Below are 13,879 nucleotides of genomic sequence, written 5' to 3' on the forward strand. Positions count from 1 at the left end.
TTTCCGAGGCCCCGCATTGCCGGGGCTTCTTCATTTGTAAACTGGACATCCCATGAAGTTCGTCGACGAAGCCTTCATCGACATCGCCGCGGGCGATGGCGGCAACGGCTGCGTGTCGTTCCGTCATGAGAAATACAAGGAGTTCGGCGGCCCCAACGGCGGCGACGGCGGCCGTGGCGGCCACGTGTTCGCAGTGGCCGACTCGAACCTCAACACCCTGGTCGATTTCCGCTACTCGCGCCGGCACGAAGCCAAGCGCGGCGAGCACGGCATGGGCTCCGACATGTTCGGCGCCGCCGGCGACGACATCGTCCTCAAGATGCCCGTCGGCACGATCATCACCGACGCTGAAACGGGTGAGGTGTTGTACGAGCTGCTCAAGGACGGCGAGGTCATCACCATCGCCAAGGGCGGCGACGGCGGCTTCGGCAACATGCGCTTCAAGAGCGCGATCAACCGCGCGCCGCGCCAGAAGACGCCCGGCTGGCCCGGTGAGAAAAAGAGCCTCAAGCTCGAACTCAAGGTGCTGGCCGACGTGGGCCTGCTGGGTATGCCGAATGCCGGTAAATCGACGCTGATCAGCGCCGTTTCGAACGCCCGCCCGCGCATTGCCGACTACCCCTTCACCACGCTGCACCCGAACCTCGGCGTCGTGCGCGTCGGCCCCGAGCAGAGCTTCGTGGTGGCCGATTTGCCCGGTCTGATCGAGGGTGCCTCGGAAGGCGCCGGTCTCGGTCACCTGTTCCTGCGTCACCTGCAGCGCACCCGCCTGCTGCTGCACGTGGTCGACATGGCGCCGTTCGACGACAGCGTCGATCCGGTCGCCCAGGCCAAGGCGCTCGTGGCCGAGCTCAAGAAGTACGACGCGGCGCTGCACGAGAAGCCGCGCTGGCTGGTGCTGAACAAGCTGGACATGGTGCCGGACGACGAGCGCGCCGCGCGCGTCAAGGACTTCGTCAAGCGCCTGCGCTTCAAGGGCCCGGTCTTCGAGATCTCGGCGCTCACGCGCGAAGGCTGCGAGCACCTGATCAAGGCCGTGTACCAGCAGGTCAAGGCGCAGCAGGTGGCCGAGCACGAAACCGTCGTGGTCGATCCGCGCTTCGTTCCGCTGCCGCCCGAAGGAAACTGAGGGCGTCGCGGCACCTTCGGTGCTGCAAAATGGATAGCAAGCAGCGCAGGCTGCATTCCTGAAACACGCCTTCTTTCTTCATGACCTCGAATTCCGGTTCCACTGCCTTGCGGGATGCCCGCCGTATCGTCGTCAAGGTGGGCTCCAGCCTCGTGACCAACGAGGGGCGCGGCCTCGACGAAGGTGCCATCGGCGAGTGGTGCCGGCAACTGGCCGAGCTGGTGCGCGACGGGCGCGAAGTGGTCATGGTGTCGAGCGGCGCGATCGCCGAGGGCATGAAGCGCCTGGGCTGGAAGACCCGTCCGCACGAAGTGCACGAGCTTCAGGCGGCGGCGGCCGTCGGGCAGATGGGCCTGGCCCAGATGTACGAGACCAAGCTGCGCGAGAACCAGATCGGCAGCGCGCAGGTGCTGCTGACGCACGCCGATCTCGCGGACCGCGAGCGCTACCTCAATGCACGTTCGACCCTCGTCACTTTGCTGCGCCTGGGCGTGGTGCCGGTGATCAACGAGAACGACACCGTGGTCAACGACGAGATCAAGTTCGGCGACAACGACACGCTCGGCGCCCTGGTCGCCAACCTGGTCGAAGCGGATGCCTTGATCATCCTGACGGACCAGAAAGGCCTGTACACGGCCGACCCGCGCAAGGACCCAGGCGCGAAATTCGTGCACGAGGCCGCCGCGGGCGACCCGGCGCTCGAAGCCATGGCGGGCGGCGCCGGCTCGAGCATCGGGCGCGGCGGCATGATCACCAAGATCCTCGCGGCCAAGCGCGCGGCGGGGTCCGGCGCTTCCACGGTCATCGCCTGGGGCCGCGAAGCCGACGCGCTGCTGCGGCTCACGCGCGGCGAATCCATCGGCACGCTGCTGGTGGCGCAGACCGCCAAGCACCAGGCACGCAAGCGCTGGATGGCCGATCACCTGCAACTGCGTGGTGCCGTCATCGTCGATGCCGGTGCGGCTGCCAAGGTGCGCGGCGAAGGCAAGAGCCTGCTGCCGATCGGCATGACGGGCGTGTCGGGTGAGTTCTCGCGCGGCGACGTGATCGCGGTGCGCGACGTCGACGGCGTCGAATTGGCCCGCGGGCTGGCCAACTATTCGAGCGTGGAGGCCCGGCTGCTGTGCCGCAAGCCTTCGGCCGAGTTCGAGCGGCTGCTGGGCTACGCGGCCGAGCCGGAGATGGTGCACCGCGACAACATGGTGCTGATGCCCGGTTGATCTTCAGGGCGGGGCGCCGTGCCCCGCCGTCGCATCAGGGCAGTTCGCGCAGCGGGTTGCGGATGTTCTGCACCATCTCGTTGACCGAGCTGCGCGGTGCGTTGCCGCGGCACAGGCCCTGCGACGCCAGCGCCGGCACGTAGCTGGAGTTCATGTCCTTCACGCGCTTCCACTCGGGCGACTTCGTTTCCTGCCAGGCGCCGTTGTTGTAGCGGGCATAGCTCTTCATCTCGGCTGTCGAGCAGCGCACGCCTTCGTAGAACGCATTGACGGCGCCACCGGCCCGGTTCTGTGCCACCACCACGTAGCGCACGATGCCGTCCTTCGTGATGGCGATGGTGTTCGGGTCGACGCCGAACTTCAGCGTCATGTAGGGCGGCATCGCGATCGGCAGCAGACGGCTTTCGCTGAAGGCGGGCGGCGGCGGCACCGCGGTTTCTTCCCACTCCTTGTCCTGCTCGGTGCTCTTGGGCGCCGGCGGCATGCCGGCCTGGGCCCAGTCGGGGTTGTCGGTGTCGTAGCCGCGGGAGGCGCAGGCGGCCAGCAGGCTGACGCAGGCGATGACGAGCGCACGCTCAGCGTGGCGTCGGGAAAGAAGAAGGCGCGCTGTTCTTGGGAGGAGGTTCATCGCTCGCAGAAGGAATGTCGGGATGCGGGTCGAAGCTGCCGCCGGGCGGCAGGTCGAGGCCCGCAGGTGCTCCATGGTCCAGCGTGTGGCGCTCGAATTCTCGGGCGCGCACGTTGCTGCGCAGGAAGCGGTTGCGGAAATCCTGCCGGGGCAGGTAGCGAGCAAGCTCGGTAAGCGCCATCTCGTAGACGCCGCGCTTGAACTCGACGACCACGTCGAGCGGGACCCAGTAGTCATGCCAGCGCCAGGCGTCGAATTCGGGATGGTCGGTGGCACGCAGGTTGAGATCCCAGTCGTGGCCGACAAGTTGCAGCAGATACCAGATCTGCTTCTGGCCTTTGTAGTGGCCCCGTGCGTCACGGCGGATGAACCGATCCGGCACCTCGTAGCGCAACCAGTCGCGGGTACGGGCCACGATGCGCACATGCTCCGGGTGGAGCCCGACTTCCTCGTGCAGTTCCCGGAACATGGCTTGCTCGGGACTTTCGCCACGGTCGATGCCGCCTTGCGGAAACTGCCAGGAATGCGTGCGTATGCGCTTGCCCCAGAAAACCTGGTTTCTCTGGTTGAGCAGGATGATGCCGACGTTGGGCCTGAAGCCGTCCCGGTCGAGCATAATCAAACCCCAATTTTTGAACTGAGTCGATTATGCATGCCGGGTTGCACTCGGCAAGCGACCGGTTCCGGGCTCTCAGGGTCTCTCCGGGGTGCCTGTCTCCCTCCTCACTTCGAACCCACCTGCGCGATCCCGATGAAAGCTTCCCGATTCTTTGTCTCCACCCTGAAGGAAGCGCCCGCTGACGCCGAGGTCGCGAGCCACCGCCTCATGATGCGGGCCGGCATGATCAAGAAGCTCGGCACGGGCATCTACACGTACATGCCCATGGGCCTGCGCGTGATCCGCAAGGTCGAGGCCATCGTGCGCGAGGAAATGAACCGCGCCGGCGCCGTCGAGCTCACGATGCCCGTGGTGCAGCCGGCCGAGTTCTGGCAGGAGACCGGGCGCTTCGAGAAGATGGGCCCCGAGCTCTTGCGCATCAAGGATCGCCACGACCGCGACTTCGTGATCCAGCCGACCAGCGAAGAGGTGGTGACCGACATCGCGCGCCAGGAAATCCGCAGCTACAAGCAGCTGCCGAAGAATTTCTACCAGATCCAGACCAAGTTCCGCGACGAGCGCCGTCCGCGCTTCGGCCTGATGCGCGGGCGCGAGTTCATCATGAAGGACGCCTACAGCTTCGACCGCGACCTCGACGCGGCCAAGGCCAGCTACCAGGTGATGGCCCAGGCCTACCGCAACATCTTCGACCGCTTCGGCCTGCGCTACCGCGCCGTGGCGGCCGACAGCGGCGCCATCGGCGGCGACCTGAGCGAAGAGTTCCAGGTGATCGCCGCCACCGGCGAAGACGCCATCGTCTACTGCCCCGACAGCAATTACGCCGCCAACATGGAAAAGGCCGAGGCCCTGGCCCCGGCGGGCCCGCGTCCTGCCGCCGCCAACGCGCTCGAGAAGACGCCCACGCCCGGCAAGAGCACCTGCGCCGACGTGGCCGAACTGCTCGGCGTGCCGCTGGCCACCACGGTCAAGTCGCTGGTGCTGGCCACCGACATCCTCGACGACGCCGGCAACGTCAAGGGCGCGCAGATCTGGCTGCTGCTGCTGCGCGGCGACCACGACATGAACGAGATCAAGGTAAGCAAGCTGCCTGGCCTGGACAAGGGCTTCCGCTTTGCCACCACCGCCGAGATCGACGAGCACTTCGGCTGCAAGCCGGGCTACCTCGGCCCGCTGAACCTCAAGAAGCCCGTCAAGCTCGTGGCCGACCGCGAGGCCGCCGTGCTGGCCGACTGGATCACCGGCGCCAACGAGATCGACTTCCACATGACCGGCGTCAACTGGGGCCGCGACCTGCCCGAGCCCGACCTGGTCGCCGACCTGCGCAACGTGGTCGCCGGCGATGCCTCGCCCGACGGCAAGGGCGTGCTGGCCATCGAGCGCGGCATCGAGGTGGGCCACGTCTTCGTGCTCGGCACCAAGTACAGCAAGGACATGAACGCCACCTACCTCGACGAAGGCGGCAAGCCGCAGTTCCTCGAGATGGGCTGCTACGGCATCGGCATCACGCGCCTGCCGGCCGCCGCCATCGAACAGAACCACGACGAGCGCGGCATCATCTGGCCCGACGCGCTGGCACCGTTCACGGTCGTGGTCTGCCCGATCGGCATGGACCGCAGCCCCGAGGTCAAGGTCGCGGCCGAAGCGCTCTACGAAGAACTGCTGGCCAAGGGCGTCGACGTGCTGCTCGACGACCGCGGCGAGCGCCCCGGCGCGATGTTCGCCGACTGGGAACTGATCGGCGTGCCGCACCGCGTGGTCATCTCCGACCGTGGTCTCAAGGAAGGCCAGCTCGAGTACCAGGGCCGGCGCGACACCGCCGCCACCAAGGTGCCCGCGGCCGGCGTCGCCGACTTCATCGCCGGCAAGCTCGCGGCATGAGCGTGGCGGGGGGCCTTTCGCGACGCAGCTGCCTGCTGGGCAGCGCCGTCGCCGGTGCCCTCACTGCTCTGTCGCTGCCGCAAACGGCCTGGGCCGGTGCGCAGATCGAAGAGCCGCTGATCGACTCGGTGCGCACCGCGCTGAGCTCGGCCATCCACAACAAGGCGCCGCCGGTGCCGCAGTTCGCCGACACCGAGGCCCGCCTCGCGTACCTGCGGTGGCTCGGCGAGATGAGCGAGCGCCTGCGCAAGAAGGTCGCCGACCCGGCCACGCGCATCGAGTTCCTGCAAACCGTCTGGTACGAGGCCAAGCGCTCGGGGCTTGACGTGAGCCTGGTGCTGGGCCTGATCCAGGTCGAGAGCAACTTCCGCAAGTTCGCGGTTTCCAGTGCGGGCGCGCGCGGCTACATGCAGGTGATGCCGTTCTGGACCCGCGTGATCGGCGACAGCGATTCGGCCAAGCTGTTCCACATGCAGACCAACCTGCGTTTCGGCTGCGTGATCTTGCGCCACTACCTCGACCGCGAGAAGGGCGACCTGTTCATGACGCTGGGCCGCTACAACGGCAGCCGGGGCCGCGCGCCGTACCCGAACGCGGTGTTCGCGAACCAGCGGCTCTGGGCGTACGTCGACAGGGACCGCTCGGCGGCCTGAAGGTCGTCGCTCAGTCGGCGACCACCGCCTTGGCGGTCGCCGAGCCCTTGGTGACCATCACCTGGTCGATGCGGTAGCTGTCGACGTCCATCACCTCGAAGGTGTAGCCGCCCCAGGTCACGCTGTCCGTGCGCTTGGGCACGCGGCGCAGCATCACCATCAGGAAGCCCGCCAGCGTTTCGTACTCCTCGGCATGCGGCAGCTCGTCGATGTGCAGGGCGCGCTGAACGTCCTGGATGGGCGTGATGCCGTCGATCAGCCACGAGTTCTCGTCGCGCTTCACGATCTGCTCTTCTTCGGGCGTCGAGGTCGACACCAGGTCGCCCATCACCGTGCTCATCACGTCGTTGAGCGTGATCACGCCCACCACCAGGCTGTACTCGTTGACGATGATCGCGAAGTCTTCGTGCGCCTGCTGGAACTGCTCGAGCACCTCGGTGAGCGAGAGGCGGTCGGGAATCACCAGGGCCTTGTGCAGCGTCAGGCCCTGGTCGAAGGCCAGCGGCTGGCCGCTGAGCACGCGCTGGAACATGTCCTTGGCATCCACGTAGCCCAGCACGTGGTCGATGTCGCCGTCGCACACCGGGTAGGCGGAATAGGGCTCGGCCACGATGCGCGCGCGCAGCACCGACTCGGGGTCATCGTGCAGGAACCAGGCGATGCTTTCGCGCGCGGTCATCACGCTGCTGACGAGGCGCGTGTCCAGCTCGAACACGTTGGCGATCACCTGCTGCTCGCGCGCCGCCAGCACGCCGGCCTGCGCGCCGGCCTCGGTCATGGCCAGGATGTCGGCCGAGGTGATCTTGTCGTCGCGCGCCATCGGCATGCCCAGCACCTTGAACAAGAGGTCGGTCGCGCGCGTGAAGAACCACACCAGCGGCTTGAAGGCGGTGATCAGCAGCAGCATCGGCCCGACGATGCGCACCGCGAGCCGCTCGGGTGCGCTCATGCCCAGGCGCTTGGGGAACAGGTCGGCGAACACCAGGAACACCGCGATCACGATCACGAACGAGCACAGGAAGGCGATGTTGGCCGCCACCTCCACGCTCAGCCAGTTCTCGAAGAAGCGGGCGAAATACGGGCTCAGCGAGCCTTCGCCCACCACGCCGCCGAGGATCGCCACGGCGTTCAGGCCGATCTGCACCACGGTGAAGTAGTGGCCCGGCTGCTCCTGCACGCGCAGCACCTTTTCCGCGCGCGGGTCGCCCTCGTCGGCCATCTGGCGCAGACGCAGGCGGCGCGAGGCGGCCAGGCAGATTTCGGCGAGGGAGAAGAAGGCGCTCATCGCGATCAGCAGCGCGATGATGAGCAGGCTTTGGGTGAGGGTCATGGCGGCACGTCGTAGACCGCCATGGTGCCATGACTGGCACCGGGTCCGGGCGCGCGCGGGGCGCGGCGCCCGTCAAACGGGGAGCGGAAGACTCAGGCGGACGCGCCGCCGCCGATCACCTGCTGCAGCTCGCCCGACTCGTACATCTCCATCATGATGTCCGAGCCGCCCACGAATTCGCCCTTCACGTAGAGCTGGGGGATGGTGGGCCAGTTGCTGTATTCCTTGATGCCCTGGCGGATGCCGTCGTCTTCGAGCACGTTGACGGTCTTGAGCGTCTTGGTGTCGACGCCCACGGCCTTGAGGATCTGGATGGCGCGGCCCGAGAAACCGCACATCGGGAAGCTGGCGTTGCCCTTCATGAAGAGCACGAGTTCGTTGGACTTGACGAGGTCGTCGATGCGTTGTTGAGCGTCGGACATGGGGACTCCTGAAGAAAAGTGGGCTGGGGGGATTATTTCACCGTGCGCCAGATGCCGCCGGAGCAGCGCGCGATGCCGGCGAGGTCGTCACGGCTTTGCACCTCGGCAAAGCCGCGTTCGGCCAGCAGCTGGCGCACCGCCTCGGCCTGGTCGTGGCCGTGCTCCAGCAGCAGCCAGCCGCCGTCGGCCAGGTGGGCGGGAGCGTCGCGCACGATCTGGCGGATGTCGTCCAGGCCGTCGGCGCCGGCGACCAGCGCGCGGGTCGGCTCGTGGCGCAGCGCGGGCAGGTGCGGATCGCCGGCGGCGATGTACGGCGGGTTGCTGGCGATGACCGCGTAGCCGTCGGCGGCGCCGTCGAGCCAGCTCGATTCGGTGAAGCGCACCGGCAGGCCCAGGCGCTGCGCGTTGGCTCGGGCCACCGCGAGCGCGTCGGCGCTGGCGTCGACCGCGTCGACCTGCGCATCGGGGCGTGCATGCTGCAGCGCCAGCGCGATCGCGCCGCTGCCCGTGCCGAGGTCGAGCACGCGCGGGGCCGGGCGGCTGTCCGGAGATGCAAGGCAGGCCAGGGCCCACTCGACCAGCGTCTCGGTGTCGGGGCGCGGCACCAGCACGCGGGCGTCGACCTGCAGCTGCAGGCCGTGGAATTCCTTCTCGCCCAGCAGGTAGGCGACAGGCTCGCCCGCCGTGCGGCGCGACAGCTGGCGCGCGAACGCGGGCCAGGCCTCGCCGGGAAACGAATCGGTGTCGTGCGCGAGCAGCCAGGCGCGGTCGTTCACGGGGCGGCCCAGCGCGTGCAGCAGCAGCAGCTGGGCGTCCAGGCGATCGATGCCCAGGGCCATGGCCGCGGCCAGTGCCTGCGCCACGGTGGACGGTGCGGCGGCGTCGGTCATCACGCGGGCAGGCTCGATTCCAGCTCGGCCAGCTGCTCGGCCTCGCGTGCGGCACGCAGCGCCTCGAGCACGTCGCCCAGGTCGCCTTCCATGATGGCGAGCAGCTTGTAGAGCGTGAGGTTGATGCGGTGGTCGGTGAGCCGGCCCTGCGGGAAGTTGTAGGTGCGGATGCGGTCCGAGCGGTCGCCGCTGCCGATCAGGCCCTTGCGCATGGCGGCGTCCTTGGCGGCGCGCTCGCTGCGCTCCTTTTCCTGGATGCGCGCCGACAGCACCTGCAGCGCCTTCGCCTTGTTGCGGTGCTGGCTGCGGTCGTCCTGGCACTCGGCCACGATGCCGGTCGGGATGTGCGTGATGCGCACGGCCGAGTCGGTCTTGTTGATGTGCTGGCCGCCGGCGCCGCTGGCGCGGTAGGTGTCGATGCGCAGGTCGGCCGGGTTGATCTGCACCGCCACGGTCTCGTCGGGCTCGGCCAGCACGGCGACCGTGCACGCGCTGGTGTGGATGCGGCCCTGCGTCTCGGTGGCCGGCACGCGCTGCACGCGGTGGCCGCCCGACTCGAAGCGCAGGTGGCCGAACACGTCGTCGCCCACGATGCGGATCACCACTTCCTTGTAGCCGCCGAGCTCGCTCTCGCTTTCGCTCACCACCTCGCAGCGCCAGCCGGTGCGCTCGCAGTAGCGCGTGTACATGCGCAGCAGGTCGCCCGCGAACAGCGCCGATTCGTCGCCGCCCGTGCCGGCGCGGATTTCCATGAAGGCGTTGCGCGCATCGTCGGGGTCTTTGGGCAGCAGCAGGCGCTGCAGCTCGTCTTCGAGCTGCACCAACTCGGCCTCGGCGCCGGCGATTTCTTCCCTGGCCATCTCGGCCATGTCGGGGTCGTCGAGCATTTCCTTCGCGCCCGCGATGTCGGCCTCGCGCTGCTTGAAGCGCTCGTAGCGGCCGGCGATCTGCGTGACCTCGGCATGCTCGCGCGAGATGGTGCGGTACTGCGCCATGTCGCTCATGATGTCTTCGCGCGAGAGCAGGAAGTCGAGCTCGCCCAGGCGTTGGGCGTAGCGTTCGAGTTGGTGGCGCAGAAAGGATTTCACGACGGAAGGGGCTCGAAAAATGGGGAGGGGAACGCCGCAGTGCAGCGGCAGGGCGCATGAACGAAGACCGCGGCCCGCGCGGCGGGCGGGGCCATCGACGCGCGTCGTCGCTAACGCTCTTTGCGCAGGAACAGGCGCGACAGCGTCTGCGCCGTCTGTTCGCGCGAGGCGGCATCGCCCGCGTGCAGCTCGGCCATGGCGCCATGCATCATCTTCTGCGTGAGGCCGCGAGACATGGCTTCGAGCACGGCCTCGACCGATTCGCCCTTGGCCAGCAGCTTGCGCGCGCGGGCCATTTCGGTGGCGCGCCATTCGTCGGCCTGCGCGTTGAGCTGCTGGATCAGCGGCACGGTGCCGCGCTGGCCCAGCCAGTGCATGAAGCTCTGCACGCCGGCGTCGATGATGACCTCGGCCTGCGCCACGGCGGCCTGGCGGTTGGCTTGGCCCTGCTGCACCACCTGGGCGAGGTCGTCCACGGTGTACAGGTAGATGTCCTCAAGCGCCTTCACTTCGGGCTCGATGTCGCGCGGTACGGCCAGGTCGACCATGAACATCGGGCGGTGCTTGCGCGCCTTGAGCGCGCGCTCCACGGCGCCCAGGCCGATGATCGGCAGCGTGCTCGCGGTGCAGCTGATGACGATGTCGAATTCGGCCAGCCGCGCCGGCAGGTCGGCCAGCCGCATGGCTTCGCCGCCGAAGCGCGAGGCGAGCTTTTCGCCGCGTTCCAGCGTGCGGTTGGCGATGGCGATGGCCTTGGGTTCCTTGGCCGCGAAGTGCGTGGCCGCGAGGTCGATCATTTCGCCCGCGCCGACGAACAGCACGCGGGTCTTGCGCAGGTCTTCGAACAGCTGGCCGGCCAGGCGCACGGCGGCGGCGGCCATGCTGATCGAATGCGCGCCGATCTCGGTCGCGGTGCGCACTTCCTTGGCGACCGCGAACGAGCGCTGGAACAGCTGGTTGAGCGTGCTGCCGAGTGCGCCGGCGGTTTCGGCCGCGCGCACGGCGTCTTTCATCTGGCCGAGGATCTGGGCTTCGCCCAGCACCATGGAGTCGAGCCCGCTGGCCACGCGGAAGGCATGGCGCGCGGCTTCGTCGTCGTGCAGCGTGTAGGCGTGCGAGCGCAGCAGGGCAGGGGCCACGCCGCCGCTCTGGGCCAGCCAGCCGAAGGTGTGGTCGAGCGCGATGTGCTCGGAGGCGCAGTAGATCTCGGTGCGGTTGCAGGTCGAGATGATCGCGGCCTCGACCTGCGGGTGGCTGCTGTTGCCGGCGAAAGAGCTGCGCAGGCTGTGCAGCGTCGGGGCGATCTGGTCGAGCGCGAACGCGAAACGACCGCGCAGATCGAGCGGCGCGGTCGTGTGGTTCAAGCCGAGAGCCCAGACTGACATGTCCATGATTATAAAATCAGCAGCCGGGCGAGGTTTGCCGAGGGGCAAATGGCTTTCCCTATGACAGCCATACGCTTCGCCACATGGCCTCGCGCCCACTCGTGGCCCCCTCATGGACCTGCTGGATCTCTTCAATCACCTGCTTAATTTTGCGGCACCGGCGGCTTTCATCGCCCTGGTGCTCGTGGCGGTCGGGCGCTTCCTCGGCGGCCCGCGCACCGGCATTCCGCGCTGGTGGAAGCAATGGGCGATCACCTTCGGGGCTGGCCTGCTGACCTCGCTGGCCGGGCTGATCCTCACGGGCCGCGACGGTTCGATGGCCACTTATGCCGCGCTGGCGGTGGTCTGCGGCACCGTGCAGTGGCTCGCGATGCGCGGCTGGGGCCGCTGAGCCGGACTGCTCAGTCCAGCCGGCGGGCCATGTAGACCGAGTCCCCGGGGTAGGTCGCCAGCCGGGCCTGTTGCAGGTCGTCGGCCGGCACCGTGGCCGCATAGCCCTGGCGCTCCCAGAACCCGACCGAAGCCTGCACCGACACCAGTGTCGAATGCCGCCAGCCCGCGCGCAACGCGTGGGCCCAGGCGTGGCGCACGAGGCGCGGGCCCAGGCCCAGCCCCGAGGCCTCGGGATGCACCGCCAGGTCGTGCAGGTACAGCGCGTCGGCGTCGGGCGCGACCTCGAAGTCGCCGTGCAGCGGCGTGAGCTTGCCGCGCTGCGAGGGGTAGGCCGCCAGGTAGGCCCGCACGGCGCCGCCGTGCTCGGCCACCCAGCCGGTGTGCGGCGAGGCCGCCAACCGCCGCGCGATGAGCACGCCGTCCTCCACGAACCCCGCGCCGTAGCAGGCGAGCTGGATCGCCAGCACCGCGTCGAGGTCGTCCGCGCGCATGTCGCGCACGAGCAGAAGGGGAGCCGCCGCGTCCATCAGGCCAGCAGCAGCTTGTCGTCGTCCAGCTTCTCGCCGCGCGTCTGCTCGAACATGCGCAGCAGGTCGGGCACGTCCAGGCCCGCGCGCTGGTCGCCGGCCACGTCGAGGATCACCTGGCCCTCGTGCAGCATCACGGTGCGCGTGCCGTAGTCCAGCGCCTGGCGCATGCTGTGCGTGACCATCATCGCGGTGAGCTGGCTGCCTTCGACGATCTTGGCGGTGAGCTCCAGCACGAAGGCCGCGGTCTTCGGGTCGAGCGCGGCCGTGTGCTCATCGAGCAGTAGGATGCGCGAGGGCCGCAGCGAGGCCATCAGCAGGCTCACGGCCTGGCGCTGGCCGCCCGAGAGCAGGCCGATGCGGTCGGCCAGACGGTTTTCCAGGCCCAGCTTCAGGATCGACAGCTTCTCGCGGAACAGTTCGCGCAGGTTGCGGTTGAGCGAGAAGCCGAAGCCCCTGCGCTCGCCGCGCTTCCACGCCAGCGCCATGTTTTCCTCGATGGTCAGCGCCTCGCAGGTGCCGGCCATCGGGTCCTGGAACACGCGGGCCACCATGCCCGAGCGCTGCCAGGCGTTCAGGCGCGTCACGTCCTTGCCGTCGATGTCGATGCGGCCCTTGTCGACCATCAGGTCGCCGCTGATTGCGTTGAGAAAGGTCGACTTGCCCGCGCCGTTCGAGCCGATCACGGTGACGAACTGGCCGGTGGGAATGTCCAGGCTCAGGCCGCGCAGCACGCGGTTCTCGATCGGCGTGCCCGGGTTGAAGGTGATTTCGAGTTGTTGGGCGCGCAGCATCAGTTCTTCCCCTTGAAGAGTCCGCCCAGCTTGCGCTTGTAGGCGGGCACCAGCAGCGCGAACGCCACCAGCACGGCGGTGACCAGGTTCAGGTCCTGCGCCTGCAGGCCCATGAAGTCGGTGTTCAGCGCCATCGCGATGAAGAAGCGGTACAGCAGCGCGCCCAGCACGCAGGCCAGCGTGGTGATGACCATGCTGCGCGCGGGCAGCAGGGTCTCGCCGATGATCACGGCGGCCAGGCCGATCACGATCGTGCCCACGCCCATCGAGATGTCGGCCGTGCCCTGGCTCTGCGCGAACAGCGCACCGGCCAGCGCCACCAGCGCATTGGAGAGCGCCAGGCCCGCCATGGTCTGGAAGTCGGTCGAGATGCCCTGGGCCCGCGCCATGCGCGCGTTGCCGCCGGTGGCGCGCATCGCCAGGCCGGCTTCGGAGGCAAAGAACAGGTCGACGACGATCTTCGCGGCGATCACGATGATCAGCAGCAAGAGCGGCTTGGCCCACTGCTCGGGCATGCCGCCGAAGCTGACCATGCTGAACACGGTGGGTTCGGTGATGAGCGCCACGTTGGGCTTGCCCATCACGCGCAGGTTGATGGAATACAGCGCGATCATCACCAGGATGCTCGCGAGCAGCTGCATGATCTTCAGCTTGACGTTGAGCCAGGCCGTGAGCCAGCCCGAGGCGGCACCGGCCACGCAGGCCACGGCCGTGGCGGCGGCGGGGTTCCAGCCCGCGACGATCAGCGTCGCGGCCACGGCGGCGCCCAGCGGAAAGCTGCCGTCCACCGTGAGGTCGGGAAAGTTGATGATGCGAAACGACATGAAGACGCCCAGCGCGACCAGTCCGAAAATCAGACCGATCTCGATGGCGCCCAGCGAAGCAATGAGGGACATGGGGGCTTCCGGCGGGAGCGCAGTCGG

The 13,879-nt window shown here is 68.2% G+C and carries 15 protein-coding genes; 5 read left to right on the forward strand and 10 right to left on the reverse strand.

The window, feature by feature from the left end; all coding sequences use genetic code 11:
• Nucleotides 1-52 precede the first annotated feature (52 nt).
• The gene (gene cgtA, locus AC1RAD_RS05750) at nucleotides 53-1,129 is read left to right on the forward strand and encodes an Obg family GTPase CgtA (RefSeq protein ID WP_062474512.1); all 1,077 of its coding nucleotides are present in this window, start codon (nucleotides 53-55) and stop codon (nucleotides 1,127-1,129) included.
• 80 nt (nucleotides 1,130-1,209) lie between these two features.
• Entirely contained in the window at nucleotides 1,210-2,349 is a 1,140-nt protein-coding gene (gene proB / locus AC1RAD_RS05755; RefSeq protein WP_492734154.1) for a glutamate 5-kinase, read from the forward strand.
• Between the two features lie 34 nt (nucleotides 2,350-2,383).
• Here proB and AC1RAD_RS05760 read toward each other — a convergent pair whose 3' ends face one another.
• Nucleotides 2,384-2,977, reverse strand: a complete 594-nt coding sequence (locus tag AC1RAD_RS05760; RefSeq protein ID WP_492734155.1) for a CNP1-like family protein — start codon at nucleotides 2,975-2,977, stop codon at nucleotides 2,384-2,386.
• Nucleotides 2,925-3,593, reverse strand: a complete 669-nt coding sequence (locus tag AC1RAD_RS05765; RefSeq protein WP_062474507.1) for an RNA pyrophosphohydrolase — start codon at nucleotides 3,591-3,593, stop codon at nucleotides 2,925-2,927. The genes AC1RAD_RS05760 and AC1RAD_RS05765 overlap by 53 nt, the downstream gene beginning before the upstream one ends.
• Before the next feature lie 135 nt (nucleotides 3,594-3,728).
• On the opposite strand from AC1RAD_RS05765, the gene AC1RAD_RS05770 reads away from it, so the two are divergent.
• A complete protein-coding gene (locus AC1RAD_RS05770) occupies nucleotides 3,729-5,474 on the forward strand; it encodes a proline--tRNA ligase (RefSeq protein WP_492734156.1) in 1,746 nt (581 codons plus the stop codon).
• Nucleotides 5,471-6,127: a lytic transglycosylase domain-containing protein gene (locus AC1RAD_RS05775; protein WP_492734157.1), complete on the forward strand. Its 657-nt coding sequence runs from the start codon at nucleotides 5,471-5,473 to the stop codon at nucleotides 6,125-6,127. The genes AC1RAD_RS05770 and AC1RAD_RS05775 overlap by 4 nt, the downstream gene beginning before the upstream one ends.
• A 10-nt stretch (nucleotides 6,128-6,137) precedes the next feature.
• Here the strand turns inward: AC1RAD_RS05775 and paeA are convergent, their stop codons facing one another.
• The 5 genes from paeA to hemA form a co-directional block, all read right to left on the reverse strand.
• Nucleotides 6,138-7,457 carry a polyamine export protein PaeA gene (gene paeA / locus AC1RAD_RS05780; protein WP_062474502.1) on the reverse strand — a complete coding sequence of 440 codons (1,320 nt, stop codon included), beginning with the start codon at nucleotides 7,455-7,457 and terminating at the stop codon, nucleotides 6,138-6,140.
• Nucleotides 7,458-7,549: 92 nt separating this feature from the next.
• Nucleotides 7,550-7,879 (reverse strand): Grx4 family monothiol glutaredoxin, encoded by a 330-nt coding sequence (gene grxD, locus AC1RAD_RS05785; RefSeq protein WP_062474501.1) that lies wholly within the window; start codon nucleotides 7,877-7,879, stop codon nucleotides 7,550-7,552.
• A gap of 32 nt (nucleotides 7,880-7,911) precedes the next feature.
• A complete protein-coding gene (gene prmC, locus AC1RAD_RS05790; protein ID WP_492734158.1) occupies nucleotides 7,912-8,769 on the reverse strand; it encodes a peptide chain release factor N(5)-glutamine methyltransferase in 858 nt (285 codons plus the stop codon).
• Complete coding sequence (gene prfA / locus AC1RAD_RS05795; RefSeq protein WP_492734159.1) at nucleotides 8,769-9,857, reverse strand: peptide chain release factor 1; 1,089 nt, start codon at nucleotides 9,855-9,857, stop codon at nucleotides 8,769-8,771. The genes prmC and prfA overlap by 1 nt, the downstream gene beginning before the upstream one ends.
• A 110-nt stretch (nucleotides 9,858-9,967) precedes the next feature.
• A complete protein-coding gene (hemA, locus tag AC1RAD_RS05800; protein ID WP_492734160.1) occupies nucleotides 9,968-11,242 on the reverse strand; it encodes a glutamyl-tRNA reductase in 1,275 nt (424 codons plus the stop codon).
• 112 nt (nucleotides 11,243-11,354) lie between these two features.
• Between hemA and AC1RAD_RS05805 the strand changes: the two genes are divergently transcribed.
• On the forward strand, nucleotides 11,355-11,633 hold the full coding sequence (locus AC1RAD_RS05805) for a hypothetical protein (protein WP_492734161.1): 279 nt from the start codon (nucleotides 11,355-11,357) through the stop codon (nucleotides 11,631-11,633).
• A gap of 10 nt (nucleotides 11,634-11,643) precedes the next feature.
• Here AC1RAD_RS05805 and AC1RAD_RS05810 read toward each other — a convergent pair whose 3' ends face one another.
• The 3 genes from AC1RAD_RS05810 to AC1RAD_RS05820 are packed head-to-tail and all read right to left on the reverse strand — an operon-like array spanning nucleotide 11,644 to nucleotide 13,852.
• Complete coding sequence (locus AC1RAD_RS05810; RefSeq protein ID WP_492734162.1) at nucleotides 11,644-12,162, reverse strand: GNAT family N-acetyltransferase; 519 nt, start codon at nucleotides 12,160-12,162, stop codon at nucleotides 11,644-11,646.
• Nucleotides 12,162-12,956: an ABC transporter ATP-binding protein gene (locus AC1RAD_RS05815; RefSeq protein WP_062474493.1), complete on the reverse strand. Its 795-nt coding sequence runs from the start codon at nucleotides 12,954-12,956 to the stop codon at nucleotides 12,162-12,164. Before AC1RAD_RS05815 ends, AC1RAD_RS05810 begins: the two co-directional genes overlap by 1 nt.
• Nucleotides 12,956-13,852: an ABC transporter permease gene (locus AC1RAD_RS05820; protein WP_062474491.1), complete on the reverse strand. Its 897-nt coding sequence runs from the start codon at nucleotides 13,850-13,852 to the stop codon at nucleotides 12,956-12,958. The genes AC1RAD_RS05815 and AC1RAD_RS05820 overlap by 1 nt, the downstream gene beginning before the upstream one ends.
• Between the last annotated feature and the right edge of the window lie 27 nt (nucleotides 13,853-13,879).

The sequence above is a fragment of the Variovorax sp. GW823-FHT04B03 genome (genome assembly GCF_058796495.1).

What these genes read in the sequence shown, in the direction of transcription:
- grxD (WP_062474501.1), bottom strand. Translation starts at nt 7,879, where the DNA reads ATGTCCGACGCTCAACAACGCATCGACGACCTCGTCAAGTCCAACGAA.
- AC1RAD_RS05760 (WP_492734155.1), bottom strand. Translation starts at nt 2,977, where the DNA reads ATGAACCTCCTCCCAAGAACAGCGCGCCTTCTTCTTTCCCGACGCCAC.
- AC1RAD_RS05810 (WP_492734162.1), bottom strand. Translation starts at nt 12,162, where the DNA reads ATGGACGCGGCGGCTCCCCTTCTGCTCGTGCGCGACATGCGCGCGGAC.
- AC1RAD_RS05775 (WP_492734157.1), top strand. Translation starts at nt 5,471, where the DNA reads ATGAGCGTGGCGGGGGGCCTTTCGCGACGCAGCTGCCTGCTGGGCAGC.
- paeA (WP_062474502.1), bottom strand. Translation starts at nt 7,457, where the DNA reads ATGACCCTCACCCAAAGCCTGCTCATCATCGCGCTGCTGATCGCGATG.
- cgtA (WP_062474512.1), top strand. Translation starts at nt 53, where the DNA reads ATGAAGTTCGTCGACGAAGCCTTCATCGACATCGCCGCGGGCGATGGC.
- AC1RAD_RS05820 (WP_062474491.1), bottom strand. Translation starts at nt 13,852, where the DNA reads ATGTCCCTCATTGCTTCGCTGGGCGCCATCGAGATCGGTCTGATTTTC.
- AC1RAD_RS05805 (WP_492734161.1), top strand. Translation starts at nt 11,355, where the DNA reads ATGGACCTGCTGGATCTCTTCAATCACCTGCTTAATTTTGCGGCACCG.
- proB (WP_492734154.1), top strand. Translation starts at nt 1,210, where the DNA reads ATGACCTCGAATTCCGGTTCCACTGCCTTGCGGGATGCCCGCCGTATC.
- AC1RAD_RS05765 (WP_062474507.1), bottom strand. Translation starts at nt 3,593, where the DNA reads ATGCTCGACCGGGACGGCTTCAGGCCCAACGTCGGCATCATCCTGCTC.
- AC1RAD_RS05770 (WP_492734156.1), top strand. Translation starts at nt 3,729, where the DNA reads ATGAAAGCTTCCCGATTCTTTGTCTCCACCCTGAAGGAAGCGCCCGCT.
- prmC (WP_492734158.1), bottom strand. Translation starts at nt 8,769, where the DNA reads ATGACCGACGCCGCCGCACCGTCCACCGTGGCGCAGGCACTGGCCGCG.
- hemA (WP_492734160.1), bottom strand. Translation starts at nt 11,242, where the DNA reads ATGTCAGTCTGGGCTCTCGGCTTGAACCACACGACCGCGCCGCTCGAT.
- AC1RAD_RS05815 (WP_062474493.1), bottom strand. Translation starts at nt 12,956, where the DNA reads ATGCTGCGCGCCCAACAACTCGAAATCACCTTCAACCCGGGCACGCCG.